The organism is Marinobacter sp. EVN1, from assembly GCF_000475375.1.
GTDB classification, from domain to species: Bacteria; Pseudomonadota; Gammaproteobacteria; order Pseudomonadales; family Oleiphilaceae; genus Marinobacter; species Marinobacter nauticus.
This window is the reverse complement of the sequence record NZ_AXCB01000045.1, coordinates 34631-50355: the sequence shown is the minus strand read 5'-3', so window position 1 is coordinate 50355 and position 15725 is coordinate 34631. Positions and strand designations below refer to the sequence as shown.

Sequence of the window (15725 nt, the reverse complement as noted above, 5' to 3'; positions counted from 1 at the left end):
TCAGTATCATCCGTGACCTGGCGTATACAAGTTACACAAAAAGACGATACTTAAGCCAATCCCGTACTGATACCGTACATACCTCAAATCTCTTCAGCTTTTACAGGAATCTCGCTTGCTGGCGCTTGATCACTTCTTTGTTCTGAATCCAGAGACCGACAAGCTGGTGTCAGGCCAATACGACTATGGCCTGGTGGTGTTGTCGTTGCTGATTGCTATAGGCGCCTCCTACATGGGGCTAACCCTGGCTGCCGCTGCGCGCCGCAGCAACACCCTTTACATGCAGCGCCTGCACCTGTTCAGCGGTTCTGCCTCTCTGGGCTTTGGCATCTGGTCCATGCATTTTATCGGCATGCTGGCCTTTGAAATGCCCACCCATGTGCACTATCACCCCTGGATTACCGCGCTTTCCGCCGCTCCGAGCCTGTTTGCCTCCTGGGTAGCGCTCAGCCTCCTGGCCCGGCACGACCTGACCGGGCAGCGACTGATCGGTGGTGGCGTGGTGGTCGGGGCCGGCATCGGTGCCATGCACTATCTGGGCATGGCCGCTATGGAGATCGGGCCGGCACTTCGCTACGACCCAACGTTATTCGCACTGTCGATTGTGGTGGCGGTGATGCTAGGCACCCTGGCGCTGTGGATCAGCTTCGGACTGCGCCACAGAACGCGCCTGCGCGGGTACAAGCGCCGTTTACTCGCCGGTACCGTGATGGGGCTGGCCATCGCCGGCATGCATTACACTGCGATGGAAGCCGCCCGGTTTATCGGCCAGCCCGCCCCGGATTTTCTGCCCCGGAGCAACAGCCACACCATTCTGGCACTGACCATTGCATTCGTAACGGTAACGCTCAGCCTGCTCGCCTCCGGGGTCAACGCGGTAGCCCGTTATCGCGCCCTGATGAGGCGCAGTCAGGAAACCGCCAGCGAACTGCGCACCATTGTCGATGCCGCCGTAGATGGCATTATCAAAATTTCCGATCGGGGCATTGTGCTCTCCTTTAACGAATCCGCTGAACGCATCTTCGGTTACCGCGCTGATGAAGTCGTGGGCAAGAATATCAACATGCTGATGCCCAACCCTCATCGGGACGCCCACGACGGTTATCTGAAAAACTACCTGCGTACCGGGAAACGCAAAATCATCGGTTCCGGCCGGGAAGTCTGGGCTTTGCATAAAGACGGCCACCAGATTCCGGTTCGGCTAGGCATTGGGGAATCCCGGCTGGGTGGCATCAGCACTTTCGTAGGCTTCATCACTGACATTTCCGAACGCCATCGAATGGAAACCGATCTGCGCCGGGCGAAAGAGGAAGCTGAGCAGGCTGCCGCCGCCAAAAGTGCGTTTCTGGCCAACATGAGCCATGAAATCCGCACCCCGATGAACGCCATTATCGGCTTCACCGACCTGGTACTGGACACACCGCTGGATGAAACCCAGGCACGGCATCTTGGCGTGGTGAAAACCTCGGCCCGGTCTCTGCTTAACCTGCTCAACGATATACTGGACACCGCCAAACTGGACGGTGGTCATACCGAACTCGAACTGCACGATTTTAACCTGCGCCGCCTCTGTGACCAGGTGATTGCCACGCAATCCCTGAATGCCGCGCGCAAAGGGCTGTATCTGACACTGGATTACCAGGCCGGAGAATACTACCAGGGCGATCCCTTGCGCATTCAGCAAGTGGTGCTGAATCTGTTAAGCAATGCCGTAAAATTCACCCAGACAGGCGGCGTCACCCTGAAGGTGCAGGAGCCCTCTGTGCACAAGGTCGTTATCCGGGTTGAGGATACCGGCATTGGCATTTCTGCCGATCGCATCGACAGGATTTTCGAACCGTTTACCCAGGCCGATTCCAGCATGACCCGTCGCTTTGGTGGCACTGGCCTGGGCACGACCATTGCCCGACAACTGGTGGAACTGATGGGTGGCACCATCAGCGTAACCAGCAGCCCGGGTGAAGGCTCGGTTTTCCAGGTAGAACTGCCCCTGCCTACCGGCCTGGCCGTGGACGAGGATACGCTGGCAGACCAGGAAGTCGCTCTTCCCCCTTTGCGCATTCTGGTTGCTGATGACGTGCCACAAAATCTCGAACTGCTGAAAACCCTGCTGCTTCACCGCAAACATGAGGTCACCACGGCCGGGAACGGACAAGAAGCGATAGACCTCTATCGTAACCAGGTTTTCGATCTGATTCTGATGGATGTGCAAATGCCCGGAATAAACGGCCACGAAGCCACCCGGGCGATACGTCGACATGAAGCAGCCGCCCAGCGACGATACACGCCCGTAATTGCTCTTACCGCCAGCGTGCTGGAAGACGATCGGAGGCAGGCTTCCGAGGCAGGGATGGACGGCTTCGCCATCAAACCACTCAATCTGCCGGAACTCACTGCCGAGATGGCCAGAGTCCTGGGCATAGAGGCTTCGGCACCGAGCAATGCAGGTCATGATGTCGACGACAGTACGATAGATACCGCCACGCTCAGGCAGCTCTGGCCGGACGCCCAAAAACACCTACGGGCGGCAGGACGTCTGTTGCAAGCGCCAGAGAATCAACCCGAAGCAATCCGGCTCTGCCCCGATAACCCGACAGCCGAAGCCCACCGGGTTCGCGGCATTGCCGGTAATCTGGGTTTCCGGCGTTTAGCGGCAACGCTGGCAAACCTGGAGACCCGGCTGAAATCGGAAAAACCGGTGCCGGAGGCCCTGTGGCAGGAGCTCCAGAACGATTTTGATCGGGCACGCCAGTGGCTGACCGAACAAGCAGCGGACTCTGAAACGCGCCCCGCAAGCTGGACTGAACCGGATGCCATAGACCCGAAAACGCTGGCACAAGTGATCGAACGCCTGAGCCAGGGCGAAATTCCGGAACGCGCTATCGACCAGCTGAAGCCAGGACTGCCCACGGAGATCGCCGATGCGATGAACGAGGCTCTCGACGACTTCGAACCAGAGAAAGCGGCCGAACTTCTGATCACTTTTCGCGATACCCTGGAGGCCTCGCAATGCTGACCGACACCAAGACCCTGCTGCTGGTGGACGACGAGCCAGCCAACCTTCAGGTGCTGCGCAACGTACTTTCCGACCACTACCGGCTACTGTTCGCCAAAGATGGTGAACGGGCGCTGGAACTGGCACGCAGCGAGAAACCGGATCTTGTTCTGCTGGATGTGATGATGCCGGGCATGTCCGGTTACGAGGTGTGCAACGCTCTGAAAGCCGGCCAGGATACCCGCGCTATCCCGGTGATCTTCGTCACCGCATTGTCTGATGCCGATGACGAAGCCAGGGGCTTTGAGCTGGGTGCTGTGGACTACCTTACGAAACCCGTGAATGCGGCGATTGTCCGGGCCAGGGTGAAAAACCATCTGTCGCTGGTGCGTATGGACGAGCTGATAGAAACCCGGTTGGCCGTCGTTCAGCGGCTGGGGCGCGCGGCGGAATACAAGGACAACGAAACCGGCCTGCACGTTATCCGCATGAGCCATTTCTCGCGGTTGATCGCGCTGGAGGCCGGCCTCGGCGACGCCTGGTCCGACACCCTGCTCAATGCCGCCCCGATGCACGATATCGGCAAGATCGGCATTCCGGACGCCATTCTCCAGAAACCTGGCAAGCTGGAGCCGGATGAATGGGCCATCATGCAACGCCACGCGGAAATCGGGGCGGAGATCATCGGTGAAGACGGCTCAGATCTGCTCAACATGGCGCGGGAAGTGGCCATGAATCACCACGAGAAATGGGACGGCAGCGGCTACCCGAAAGGCCTGAAAGGAAGCACCATTCCCATCTCTGCCCGGATCGTGGCCCTGGCTGATGTCTTCGACGCTCTCACCAGCGAGCGCCCTTACAAGAAAGCATGGTCGATAGAACAGGCAACGGATTTGATTCGCGAGCAAAGCGGCAAGCATTTCGACCCCGAGTTGGTCGAAGCCTTCTTCCGCTGCCTGCCGGCCATACTTGTCGTGCGCCATCGTTGGCAGGAAGAGGCGGCCTAACAGCCCAGATCGCCACGCTTCAGAACTTCTTCAATCATGTCATCCAACAGGTCAATGACTTCGCCTGAGGAAGACTTGAGTGTGGCTACCAACTCCCGGGAGAGTTCAGAATAGCGATCAGAACTGATCCTCTTCTGATGAAATTCCTGGGCCGTTTTATAAAGCTCACGGCCTGCTTTATGCACTTGTGGGTGAACCACCTTAATCAGCCGGTCAGCACTGCGGAGCTGGTGCATGGGCTGAGCCTTGTCGCTGGCCAGGAAATGGCCCAGCCGGCACTGGGTGTGATCCTTCACTTCCGCCTCAGTGATCGAGTTTTCATTGAATACGGCAAAGCGGATGAGCTTGTCCACCCAGACCACATGATCACGCTTGGCACTGGCCAGCACGAGACAAGGCGTGGTTAACCGGATTTGGCTGAAGATGCGGTCGGTGTCGTCCCGAAGCGGGCGAATCGCCTGCATCAAATCCCGGAAAATGCTGGCCAGAGCATCGGAATCTTCAGAGTTGGAACTGACCTGACGCGCCATATCCGCGGCCACCTGGCTCTGCTCCTCGGCTGCAGCGGCGATGGAGGTTGCCTGGTCGTAGTTGATGTTCGAGGACTCCCGGGACTGATGTATCACCTCCGCCACCCGCTCCCGGCTTTCCCCCGAAGCCTGCACAGCACGCACGGAATTTCCCAACCGGGACTGGACCGATTCGGAGCCGGAAATGATCTGCGAGACAATCCCGTTGATTTCCTGCGCCGCCCCCGCACTTCGGGCAGCTAATTGCCGCACCTCGTCCGCAACCACGGCAAAGCCCCTGCCCGCCTCACCGGCACGGGCGGCCTCAATCGCCGCATTAAGGGCAAGCAGGTTGGTCTGGTCGGATATCTCGTTCACGGTGTTGGTAAGCGATTCAATACTCCGGGTTTGCTCCGCCAGCGAACGCATTTCCTCGTTGGCCTGGGTCAGGGCGATATCCACCTCGGCCAGACGCGCCTCCATATCCTCCAGCGCGGAAATGGATTCCCTGGTGTACTCATTTACCCGGGAGGCTTGCTCCAGTACATCCTGGCCCAGGCCACCCACTTCCAACGCACTGGCCGACATTTCTTCAATGGCGGCGGACAACGTCTGAATATTGGCGACAAGGTTATGAATGCGGTCGTCAAACTCCAGAGCGCCCTGGCCCAGATCAGAAATATGGCGGGAGACATCCACCGCCCCGTTGGCCACTGAAAGCGCCTCGGAACGCACCGACGACAAATACTCTGCCAGTGGCACCAGCCAGTCCGGACAGCGTGTGGGCACCCCGTTATCCAGTAAAGATTGAATCTGTTGTTTTGCTCGTTTTTCAGACAGGAACATAGCTCTTACTCACGCAGATCCGGCAGTCGGAATTATTGGACTTGTTTGAACTTGATAACTGTCAATATTAACGGCAGATGCGCCAGATCCTGCAGAACCCAGATCAATTTTTCCGACGGGTTTTCAGGGCAACCGGTAGCGGCTGATCAACTCGTCCACCCGGACCACGCTGTTCTCCAGCTCACCCGCCATGTTCTGCACACTGTCGGCCTCTTTGGCCACCTCAGCGTTACGGGTCGCAACCGCATGAATGTTCTCGTTGATCTGCAACGACGTGGCTGCCTGTTGCTCGCAGGCCGCCGCAATCTGGTTGTTCATACTGCTGACCGAATCAATGGCCTGTTCAATGCGGTTAATAGCCTCCGCGGCTTGCTGAATCGCCCGGTTGGATTCTGTGGAGCGCGTCTGCCCCATTTCCATGGCGGCAGTGGTGGCCTCGGACAGGTTCTTCAACTCATCCACTGTGGCACGAATTTCCTCGGTGAATTCCTGAGTGCGGCGCGACAGAGATCGAACCTCATCGGCGACCACAGCAAATCCGCGGCCATGCTCTCCTGCCCGGGCTGCCTCGATAGCCGCATTCAGCGCCAGCAGATTAGTCTGGTCGGAGATATCGTGAATCGAACCGGTAACCCGCGCGATGGATTCCACCTTGCCTGCCAACTGTTCCACCATTCGGGCACTGTCTTCCAGTGCCTTGTTGGTTGCATCCGTCATGGTTCGGGCACTAGTCATGGCCTGGCTGCCTGCGGAAGCGGAATCCGCCGCATCGCTGGCGGCTTCCGACGCCAGTTGAGCATTGTGCGCCACTTCCTGCACGCTGGCCGACATCTCGTTGGTGGCGGTGGCTACCTGATCAGCCTGCTGTTGCTGCTCATCTACAAATCGACGAGTGCTCTCGCTCGCCCGCAACAGCTGTTCGGAATTCCGACGCAGCTCCAGCGAGAACTCTCGCATTTGCCGGATCAGCTCGCAGGACTTTTCCATCATGTCGTTGAAGGATTTGGCACTGGCGTTACCGTCTGTGGCGGGCAGGCGGCCGGACAGATCATGTTCCCGGTCAAAGTCGCGGACAATGGCCATCATGCGAAATGCCTGATGTCTCTCCTGTTTCATCTGCACCGCAAAGAACACCAGAATGCCGGCCTCAAACACCACAAAGGCGGCGTGAAGGAAGGCGATACCCCAGCTACAGCCATAGTTGAAAATCATCAATGGCATTCCGCCCACCTCAGCTTCTGAAAGCTGCAAAGCGGTCAATAACAGATGGTGGGCGGCAATGGTGACGGCCGCAGCAACAACCGGCACCCAGTCCCGGTAAATGATCACCAGAGCCAGGGCCGAGAAGATGTGGAAATGCATTTCGATACGGCCCATCTGGGCCTGAATCATAATGGCCGAATACAGCATCAGGCAGGCCGCGAACAGAACCGAACTCGCCCGGGTGCCCCGCAGCAGGTAGTAGCCCGCCAGTGCCACCACACCCACCAACACCGAAGCCGCCAGTGCAAAACCATGGGTACCATAACCCCAGGGCACCCACAGCCCCACCACAGGTACATGGGCCAACAGAATAAAGAGCATCTGGCGGTCGGTTACCAGCGCCTGTTCTTTTGCCAGATCGTCAATCGCAATGCTGTTTGCCACGGCTGAAACCCTCAAAATTGCGACAGAAGCCGCTGAATGTCTTGCTCAACCCGGGCCAGATCCAGCGCCGGGGAGCTGTAAAGCAAATGGCGCCGATTATCTGCGGTGACGGCGTAAATCCGTGCACTGTGGTCGAAATCGTACTGATCACCGTTACCCACTTTCGCGGCATATTCGGCAAACCCCATCGCCAGTTCTTGCGCAGCGGCCTGAGATACGGGCCGGACGGCCTGAAAACCCTCGCCCATACTGGCCATAATCCGGTCAAGCTCCTGCTGGCTGTCTCGTTCGGGATCCAGTGTTACAAATACGAAGCGCACCGGTTCGTCGGCCATTCGGTCGTGAAGCTCCTTCAAGTTGACCAGTTGCAGCGGACAGACCGTGCCGCAATGCTGGTAGCCGAAAAACACCAGCCGAATCTCCTCGCTGCCACGCTGATACCCGGGTAACGGAGGTACTTCAATATTAGTTTTGAAGCCGTAGTAATCGCCATCACGGGTGATATGGCCCAGCAACGGTAAAGACACCAACAGACCGATCACCAACAAGATGACACCGGTAATCGCAGAACGTGTTCGCATTGAGTCATCTCCTGAGCAACGGTAAACAGGTTATCGGCTGAAGGAACCATGGGCTTATAAGGTTATTCCGAGATATTCCTTACAGGGTGATGATACGTAGCGAAGGCTCAGGGGTTCACATACATACCCGGCAGATGCGTAGATATAACCATCGTCACTACAACAAGACGGACCGAGACCCAACTGTGAACACAGCGGGTGCGGCAACTGTCGAGTTCTGTCATGATTGGCGGCTGATTTCTGACGGATCAGGAACTGTCTCACGTGAAGCACGATTGTCATTACCATCCGGGTGACCCTGCCAAGTGGCATTGTGGCGAATGCCAGATGCACTATTGCAGCCGTTGCATGCCGGATGCCGATACCCGCCAGCGCCGGGCGCTATGTCCCCGCTGCAGTAAAGCCATGCGTTATCTGGGCGCCGCCACTGAGGTGGTGCCCTTCTGGCAGCGGGTGGGGGCGTTTTTCCGTTACCCCTTCCACACCGATCCGCTGATCGTGATCGCCATCTGCACTTTGGTTCCTGTGGTGGCGCCGGCCAATATTATTGGCCTGATCATCTGGCTCGTGCTGGCCCTGGCTCTGTTCAAGTACACCTATGCGGTGATCAACCACACCGCGGAAGGCCATCTGAAACCGCCACCCGTGTCGGTGGCGTTTACCGGCAGCGGTTTTGACATTGTGGTGCTGCAACTGCTGGTGTTTGTGCTGATGGGCGGTTTGGTAGGCGCCGCCGCCATGCTGGGCGGGCCGATACTGATGATGCTGGCCGTGGCGTTTGTGATACTGGCACTGCCGGCCAGCATCATGGTGCTTGCCATGGAACGCTCTGTGGGCGCTGCTGTAAACCCCATGAACCTGGCGGTGCTGATCTCACGCATCGGCACGCCCTACTTCCTGCTTTACGGGTACCTGATTCTGCTCACCCTGGCTTCCGGCGCGGCGCAGGATTTTGCCGTGAACCATTTCCCCATGTGGGTGGCCCAACCTCTGGCCGGTTTCCTGAACAGTACCTTTACCCTGATCCTGTTTCACATGCTGGGCTACCTGCTGTTCCAGTATCAGGAAGAACTCGGTTTTGCCTCAGACCTTCAGGACGAGATTTCGGAAACCGACCAACACCAGCGGGATCGCAGCAGCCGGTTTGATGCCGATCTGGATATGAACCTGAAGGATGGCAACTACGACCGTGTGCAGAGCATGCTCAAGGAAGCCCTCAAACGGGACCGGACCAACCCTACCCGCATCGGCCAGCTCTACCAGTTGCTGACCGCCCGCAATGATGCCGAAGAGCTGTACCGCTACCATCCCAGGATTATGGCCTGGCTGGCCCAACGGCATGATGGAGACGGGCTGAATCAACTGTTACAGACGCTGCAGATGGTGGAGCCGAAGTTCCAGCTGGACGACCCGGAACTGGCGGTGCAGTGTGCCGGCACCCTGTACCATCGGGGCCACCACAAAGCGGCCATCCGTTTGCTGCAGGATTTCCACAAACGCTTCCCGGACAGCGATCAGCTGGCACCGGCCTATCTGATTGTGGCCCAGGCCCTCGCCAATGGCCTGCAGCAGTGGGAAAAAGCCAGTGCGTTCCTGTCGTTCATCAAGAAGCGCTGCGTGAACCATCCGGCCCACGAGCACATTGATGTCTGGCTGGAACAAGCGGCGAACCAACAACCGTTGAAAGGGCCAAAAGCGAGCTTTCAGGTTTCAGACTGAGGGCGTGCCTGCCACGCCTCAGCCGTGAACCTGCAACAGCTGCCGGTAATGGCGCGCTTTCGGCTCCATCTGCAGTTTCTCGAACTCCGCCACCAGTAGCCGGCAGGCTTCATTCACCATGTCCGGTTCGGCCTTGGCTCGCATGCGTTCAAACGCCTTCTCTGCGGCTTTGAAATCATGGCGTTTCAGGCTGGCGAACAGCACACGATTGTGCGCCTCCGGTGCCAACGGATGATAGGCCTCGCCCTTGCTCAGATACTCCTGCCAGACATCCACCATCTGTTCCGGCTGCCGCCGGGCGATGGCATCGGCCATCATTTCTTCGGCACGCATCCGGTAGCTGTCCAGGTCCGGCCTTAATTTAGCCAGTTGATACAGGTGCTCGAGCAGCACGGGCCGTTCCGGATAACGCTCCCGCAACGCCTCGAACTGGCGCCGGGCCAGATCGAACTCCATGCGGCCAAGGCTGGCCATGGCCTGGCCATAGGCCTTGGTGAACTGTTCGTCCTGTTCTTCCTGCTCCGGTTCGAAGAACTCGTCTTTCACCTGCAGCCAGCTCTGACCCAGCAGCCACACCAACCCTGCACCGGCCGCCAGGCCACCGGCATGGGCCATATAGGCAATACCGGTGGCACCGGCAAACCAGTAGTCATAGATTTCCTTGCCCAGCCAGACCGGCAGCATGGCGATGGCCGGTGCCCGGAAATAGTTGAAGTAAACGCCCAGGAAGTAGAAGAAGCGGATGCGCTGCAGCCCGTAAATAGCCACATACATACCCATCAACCCGGAAATGGAGCCGGACGCGCCCACCAGAGGTACCTGACTACCCATGGAAAAGGCGGTAAATACCAGGCCGGACAAGGCACCGCAGACAAGATAAGCCACCAGAAAGCGCCCCGGGCCCAGCGCTTTTTCCACGGTAAAACCCAGCAGGAACAGGAACAGCAGGTTACCAATAATGTGGCCCCAGCCGCCGTGCAGGAACTGGTAGGTAATGAGCGTGTACAGCGAGAGCTCTGCCGGCACCAGTCCCAACTGATAGGCACTCATCCGGCTGATCCACTGTTGCTCGATCGCCGAGCGCTGCTCCAGCCAAAGGTTGCGCTGTGCCGGGGCCCAGATCAGATCCCGGTTCTGCTGCAGATACTGGTAAAACTCACGATCCAGCAGCAACGTCACCGCCTGCCAGAGTGCTTCCTCATTTTCCTGAAGTTGCTGGAATTCCTGCAACTCCAGAACCCGCTGCTGGCTGCCTTCGAACTGGATTTCCCGCTGCAGGTAATCCTCGTAAGCGGGGGCCTCCAGGGCCAGCAGATCGCTCTCCAGATAGTCTTCCAGTGCGGCTTCGAACTTGCGGTCGTCTCCGCCCTGGTAAAACAGAAAGACCAGCAGGCAGGCCATGATCAGGCCCAGGGTTACCCAGGGTGGGCGTTTCCAGTTTACGGCATTCTCGGCAGGAATAATCAGCATGGGCGGTCACAATTCATCATAATCTGTCCCTGAAAAGCTGCTTTTTACCACAGCGGGGCCTTCTTTTCCCGGTGTAATCACACAGTCACACAAATGCCATTCAATCGGTAGCTATAGAACCCGGGCGGCTATCGACCATTCGCCAATTGCCGTTATGGCCTCTGACATCAATAGTGAAGGGGACATAACAAAAAACGCCGGGCACTCGACTCGAGGAAGCAGCAAATGACCGTACTTGTTCTGGACAACCCCGATATGCTGGCCAAGGCCGCCCTGGCCTTCGCGGGCGCCAACGGGCAACTGTCGGCCGACGCCGACCGCCCCCACCGTACCCGATTCCACTACGGTTTCAACAAACACACGCTGGATGCCCCGGATATCGATATGCTCAAGCGGCACGCGGCCTATATCAAAGGGCACCCCGGCATGCAGGTTCGCATTCACGGCCATGCCGACAACTTTGGCTCTGCCGAATACAACCGGTTTCTGGCCCGGCTCAGGGCCAACGCCGTGGCCCGGCTACTGATTCAGGAAGGTGTGTCGCAATCGTCCATCCTGCTTGCCACCTGGGGCTCGGATCGCCCGCTGACCAGGCCGGAGGACCACGCCGCCAACCGGCGTGTGGAACTGGAATACCTGAGCCTGGACGTCGCCCGGGCGCTGTAATCGACAGAAACACAAACGGGGCCCCAAGGCCCCGTTCTTCAATGGCTGGACACTGTTTCAGCCATATACCTGCCAGACGTTCCAGAACAGCAACAGTGCCGCAACCAGAATCGCCAGCCAGGTTAGCAGGATACCAATCATGCGTGCCCAATGAGGCCCGCCCTTGCCGTTGATCATTCCCCAGGCATGGAGAATGCGGCCGACCACCAACGCCATCCCGGTCCAGTAGATCAGCGAACCGGAAACGCCATTGAGCTCCGCAATGGCGAGCATGATCAAACCCAGCGGTGCGTATTCCACAAGATTGGCGTGGGCCCGCACGGCAGCTTCGAACTCCGGATCCTCATTGACGCCCAGACCCTTGCGGTATTTCAGCCGGTACTTGACCACCTGAGCCGACAGCACCAGCAACAGCAGGCCAGTGACAGCCGCAAAAACAGCAGTGACAGGTACGATCATGTCAGCCCTTCTTGATCTTGTTGACGATGGCCAGCAGCAGCACGGCCCCGACTGTTGCGGTGACCAGGCGACCAATGGCACCGTGGGCCGACAGCTGCAACAGGCCAAACAGGAAGCCGCCAATAAACGAGCCGACAATCCCGATACCAATGTTGGCCAACACGCCAAAGCCCTTGCCCTTCATGATCAGTCCGGCCAGCCAGCCGGCCAGACCACCAATGATCAGAAACCAGATCAGGTTCATTATGTCACTCCCCATATGTCCAGAATCAGCGTCAGTTTCGTCCGAAAGACTGCCCTGTTTTCACTGGCTGTTCAAGCAGTTCCGTGGGTAAGTGCGAGGTCAGCAATGGCCTCTTCCATCTGTTGGCGACAACGGTGCATCAGTTCGGGAATGTCTTCGCTGGTCATGCCCTGTGTTTCGACTGGCGGGAGAATCCGCAAAGGCACAGGCTCCCGTCGTCCGGTCCAGCCTCTGGATTTGCCATGGTATTCGCCCGCACACACCATGGTGATGGGTGCGCCGGCGGCAACCGCCATATGAAACGCCCCTTTCTTGAAGCTACCCAGGCCACGGCCACGGCTGCGGGTTCCCTCCGGAAACACCCAGATGCTCTTGCGCTCTCGGTTAATGGCATCGCTGGTGGCCTGCATGGTGGCCACAGCTTTGGCCGCACGGCCGCGATTCAGGATGATGTTGCCTCCCAGCCAGAATACCTGCCCGAAGAATGGCACCCAAACCAGTGAAGATTTACCAACCGCCACCCCACGAGGCGGCAGCAAATCACCCATCACAAACAGGTCATCGTTCTGCTGGTGATTGGCGATAATCACGGTCGGCCGATCCTTGGGCATGTTTTCAGCGCCGTAGAGGGGGCGCTTCATACCCAGAATACATCGGCCGACTCTTGCCACGACCCAGCCCAGGATACGGTTGTTGTCAGGATTGAAAGGCCGTAAGAGGTAGAGCAACATCATAACCAGGCATACGACAGGAACACTGAGCCAGGCCAGGATTTTTCGAACTTGTGACATTCTGTTTGATCCGATCCACTGCATTTTGGCGCACAAGTGTACGCCAACATCACAGAGCGGCGACAGTATCAATTTGTTCCATACCGTAAGCCGGCTTTGCCTCCACCACATAACGCAACGGGCCGGAAGCGTCCAGGCTGTCAAACGGGTAACAGGTGATCAATACCAGGGTATCCCGGGCCAGAGACCGTGTATCCAGGGACTCCCGGGAACTGTCCACCACCCGGGTGGCTGTCACCTGATAACGTCGCCACTGCCGGTCCATGCCCTGCAGCCTGACCGCATCGCCCGGTTCCAGATGCTGCAGATGGTGAAAGTGAGTGTCACGGTGGCCCGCGAGCACCACCGGCGCACCGGGGCCTTCACTACCGGGCACCCGCCCCGGACCAAACGCAAGGCTTTCACCATGAACGCCCTCCAGCACGATCATGGACACGCCTTGTTCCGGTATATCCAGCTTCGCCACTGGCCAGGTATCGGCCCAGGGCCAGGGCCTCGCCTCGCTCTGTCGGGCCTGGCTCTCGGCCCAGGCCAACTCCAGCATTTCCTGGGCCACCAGTGCCTTGAAGGGAATCCACAAACCAAAAACCAGCAGGGTGGCGGAACAACCCACCAATAATAGCAACGCCCGGCTCATAGCGACTGCCTCCGGCTGAGCATGACAATGGCCAGCGAGAACATCAGCCCCACCAGCCCCAGGGCGGTCAGCAACGGACCGAAGGTGGCAGTTTGCGGGTAACGCAGCATTCCGGGCTGGCTGCCGGCCGGCAGCAAGGTGGGCACGGCCTCCTGATTGAGGGATTCCCCCTCTGGTCGGGATACACGCTCCTCAATGGCGACGAAGCTGGTGAACGGCGACATCACACCGTGGCTCAGTGATAACTCAACGATGGCCGCTTCATCGGGCCCAGTGCCCGCCAGGCGCGCGCTGTCCATCACTGCATCGATGCGCCCCCGGGCCCACTGTCGGTCTAGGCCCTTACCCGGCGCCGCACTGGCAAGATCCAGGCTGGTGCGCCACGGCCGGCCACCGGGCAAACGGCCGGAGACCGTCACTTCCCCTTCGGCCGGCGCACCACGAACCACCTGCACCAGAGGCTGACCATGGAACAGATCCCCCGGCTTGGCCGGCACCGGTTGTGCAGCGTTATCCGGCCATTGCACCTCGACATCCGTCATCACCGGCGCTTCCATGGCGGCAAACAGCTTACCCAGGGCTTTATCCACTTCCGCTGCGCTGTGTACCGCGGTGTACTGGCCCCGGCCCCAGCGCGCGGCTTCCCGGAGAAAATGCATATTTGGTGCAGAACCGATGGCGACGGTAAACAGCCGGCGGTTTCCAAGCCCGGTGCGGATCTGATCGAACAGTGCCGATTCATTGCCGACGGCCCCGTCCGTCATGAACACCATCTGCTGCACATGGCCGGACGGCTCCGAGCTGTTCATTCCCATCGCCAGTGACAGCGCACCGGCCATTTCTGTGCCACCGTCGGCATTCAGATCCTGCACATAATCCCGCGCCCGGGCCAGATAGTGGCCATTGGCAGGCACAGGTTGCGTATAAAGGGCATGGGCCTGGCTGTTGAACTGGATAACATTGAAACGGTCACCGGGGCGCAGGGTGTCGAGCCCCCTCAACAAAGCCGAGCGGGCCTGGCGGATAGACTCCCCGGCCATGGAGCCGGAGGTGTCGATAACGAACAGCAGCTCTCGGCGAAGAACCTGGCCGGTGGTTGCCGGCGGCATGACCATGGCCATCAGAAAATCCTCGCCTTGCCATTGCTGACGGAACAACGCGGCCGTCGGCGCTTGGTTGTCAGCGGGCCGCCAGCGCACAATTACATCCCGGTCCATCAGGATTTGCCCTTGTTCCGGCGCTACTGTTGCACGACTACCCTCCAACTTGACCTGCAGCGGGTGGCTGGGGCTGGTCACCTCATCAACAGGCAATCCGGCTTCGATATCCAACTGAATGGTTGCGCGGTGACTGCCGGGGTTTACGTCATCAGGAAGCACCGTGAACGGACTGATTTCATCGGCATCGGCTACTTGTGTGGTCGGTAATGACCAGCCGGATTGCCATGCACTGGCGGGCGTGGAAACAGGGGCGCCCGGCATGTACCGGGGTGTAAGCGTGGTAGGCAAACGCAACTCGAATTCGCCATGACGATAATTTACCGGTTGCTGATATTGCACCTCCACGGTCACTTCCTCGCCCGGTGCGATGTTGGCAATCCGGCTGGTGAACAGGTTAGGCCGGTTCTGCTCCACGGTCGCCGCTTTCTGCCCAGCCTGCTTCGCCTTTTCATAGTTCTGGCGGGCCTGGGCCCGGGGTTGTAGCTGGCCCACAATCCGCCTTTCGCCAACGGTCATGGTGAGGCCATAGACACTGGCCTGCTCCGGTAACGGAAATACAAACAGGCCTTCCTGCCAGACATCGCTGGTGTTGCGAAAGGTACGGGTCAGGTGCGTCTGCGCCAGCAACCCGGTCACCTGCACGTCAAACCGGCTGTCCAGTACCAGGGCCGGTTCCTGCCATGCACTTTTGCGATCAACCAGATACAGCTGCCCGGGCTGCTCGGATTCCATGGCGCGGGCCTCGGCATACAACGGATGCACAAACAACATCAACACCATGGCCAGCCAGAGGCTGATGCCCTCGGCGCAGCGGATCATGTTTCGTCTGGCCCGGGTCGACAGCAACGGTTTTAAGGAGGGACGGTGACATTCCGGCCGAACGACCGGGTGAGCAAGCAGCGATAGCAGCATCATTTGATTTTCCTTGTCTTGA

13 protein-coding genes are annotated in these 15725 nt (G+C 58.8%); 4 read left to right on the top strand and 9 right to left on the bottom strand.

Features of this window, described 5'->3' with window-relative positions:
• The first annotated feature begins 115 nt into the window (after positions 1–115).
• Together Q674_RS35005 and Q674_RS35000 are read left to right on the top strand one after the other, a co-directional pair.
• Entirely contained in the window at positions 116–3016 is a 2901-nt protein-coding gene (locus tag Q674_RS35005; protein ID WP_023009441.1) for an MHYT domain-containing protein, read from the top strand.
• A complete protein-coding gene (locus tag Q674_RS35000; RefSeq protein ID WP_023009440.1) occupies positions 3010–4002 on the top strand; it encodes a two-component system response regulator in 993 nt (330 codons plus the stop codon). The genes Q674_RS35005 and Q674_RS35000 overlap by 7 nt, the downstream gene beginning before the upstream one ends.
• Here Q674_RS35000 and Q674_RS34995 read toward each other — a convergent pair.
• The 3 genes from Q674_RS34995 to Q674_RS34985 form a co-directional block, all read right to left on the bottom strand.
• Positions 3999–5300, bottom strand: coding sequence for a methyl-accepting chemotaxis protein (locus Q674_RS34995; RefSeq protein WP_227501239.1), 1302 nt, complete (start codon positions 5298–5300; stop codon positions 3999–4001). The genes Q674_RS35000 and Q674_RS34995 overlap by 4 nt on opposite strands.
• A gap of 180 nt (positions 5301–5480) precedes the next feature.
• Complete coding sequence (locus tag Q674_RS34990) at positions 5481–7004, bottom strand: methyl-accepting chemotaxis protein (protein WP_023009438.1); 1524 nt, start codon at positions 7002–7004, stop codon at positions 5481–5483.
• Positions 7005–7015: 11 nt separating this feature from the next.
• Positions 7016–7585, bottom strand: coding sequence for an SCO family protein (locus Q674_RS34985; RefSeq protein WP_023009437.1), 570 nt, complete (start codon positions 7583–7585; stop codon positions 7016–7018).
• 264 nt (positions 7586–7849) lie between these two features.
• Between Q674_RS34985 and Q674_RS34980 the strand changes: the two genes are divergently transcribed.
• Positions 7850–9304 (top strand): hypothetical protein, encoded by a 1455-nt coding sequence (locus Q674_RS34980; RefSeq protein ID WP_031210286.1) that lies wholly within the window; start codon positions 7850–7852, stop codon positions 9302–9304.
• Between the two features lie 18 nt (positions 9305–9322).
• Here Q674_RS34980 and Q674_RS34975 read toward each other — a convergent pair whose 3' ends face one another.
• On the bottom strand, positions 9323–10774 hold the full coding sequence (locus tag Q674_RS34975; RefSeq protein ID WP_023009435.1) for a rhomboid family intramembrane serine protease: 1452 nt from the start codon (positions 10772–10774) through the stop codon (positions 9323–9325).
• Positions 10775–10999: 225 nt separating this feature from the next.
• Between Q674_RS34975 and Q674_RS34970 the strand changes: the two genes are divergently transcribed.
• Positions 11000–11440, top strand: a complete 441-nt coding sequence (locus Q674_RS34970) for an OmpA family protein (RefSeq protein ID WP_022993252.1) — start codon at positions 11000–11002, stop codon at positions 11438–11440.
• Between the two features lie 57 nt (positions 11441–11497).
• Here Q674_RS34970 and Q674_RS34965 read toward each other — a convergent pair whose 3' ends face one another.
• From Q674_RS34965 to Q674_RS34945, 5 genes are all read right to left on the bottom strand, one after another.
• Positions 11498–11899, bottom strand: coding sequence for an MAPEG family protein (locus Q674_RS34965; RefSeq protein ID WP_011787087.1), 402 nt, complete (start codon positions 11897–11899; stop codon positions 11498–11500).
• Between the two features lies 1 nt (position 11900).
• The gene (locus tag Q674_RS34960; protein ID WP_011787088.1) at positions 11901–12143 is read right to left on the bottom strand and encodes a GlsB/YeaQ/YmgE family stress response membrane protein; all 243 of its coding nucleotides are present in this window, start codon (positions 12141–12143) and stop codon (positions 11901–11903) included.
• Between the two features lie 71 nt (positions 12144–12214).
• Positions 12215–12934 carry a lysophospholipid acyltransferase family protein gene (locus tag Q674_RS34955; protein WP_022993254.1) on the bottom strand — a complete coding sequence of 240 codons (720 nt, stop codon included), beginning with the start codon at positions 12932–12934 and terminating at the stop codon, positions 12215–12217.
• A gap of 49 nt (positions 12935–12983) precedes the next feature.
• The gene (locus Q674_RS34950; RefSeq protein ID WP_022993255.1) at positions 12984–13571 is read right to left on the bottom strand and encodes a class GN sortase; all 588 of its coding nucleotides are present in this window, start codon (positions 13569–13571) and stop codon (positions 12984–12986) included.
• Positions 13568–15706: a marine proteobacterial sortase target protein gene (locus Q674_RS34945; RefSeq protein WP_023009434.1), complete on the bottom strand. Its 2139-nt coding sequence runs from the start codon at positions 15704–15706 to the stop codon at positions 13568–13570. Before Q674_RS34945 ends, Q674_RS34950 begins: the two co-directional genes overlap by 4 nt.
• Positions 15707–15725 lie beyond the last annotated feature (19 nt).

Bases quoted from the DNA above. Each gene is read 5' to 3' on its own strand.
- Q674_RS34965 (WP_011787087.1), bottom strand. From the start codon at position 11,899: ATGATCGTACCTGTCACTGCTGTTTTTGCGGCTGTCACTGGCCTGCTG.
- Q674_RS34975 (WP_023009435.1), bottom strand. From the start codon at position 10,774: ATGCTGATTATTCCTGCCGAGAATGCCGTAAACTGGAAACGCCCACCC.
- Q674_RS34950 (WP_022993255.1), bottom strand. From the start codon at position 13,571: ATGAGCCGGGCGTTGCTATTATTGGTGGGTTGTTCCGCCACCCTGCTG.
- Q674_RS34960 (WP_011787088.1), bottom strand. From the start codon at position 12,143: ATGAACCTGATCTGGTTTCTGATCATTGGTGGTCTGGCCGGCTGGCTG.
- Q674_RS35000 (WP_023009440.1), top strand. From the start codon at position 3,010: ATGCTGACCGACACCAAGACCCTGCTGCTGGTGGACGACGAGCCAGCC.
- Q674_RS34985 (WP_023009437.1), bottom strand. From the start codon at position 7,585: ATGCGAACACGTTCTGCGATTACCGGTGTCATCTTGTTGGTGATCGGT.
- Q674_RS34945 (WP_023009434.1), bottom strand. From the start codon at position 15,706: ATGATGCTGCTATCGCTGCTTGCTCACCCGGTCGTTCGGCCGGAATGT.
- Q674_RS34955 (WP_022993254.1), bottom strand. From the start codon at position 12,934: ATGTCACAAGTTCGAAAAATCCTGGCCTGGCTCAGTGTTCCTGTCGTA.
- Q674_RS34970 (WP_022993252.1), top strand. From the start codon at position 11,000: ATGACCGTACTTGTTCTGGACAACCCCGATATGCTGGCCAAGGCCGCC.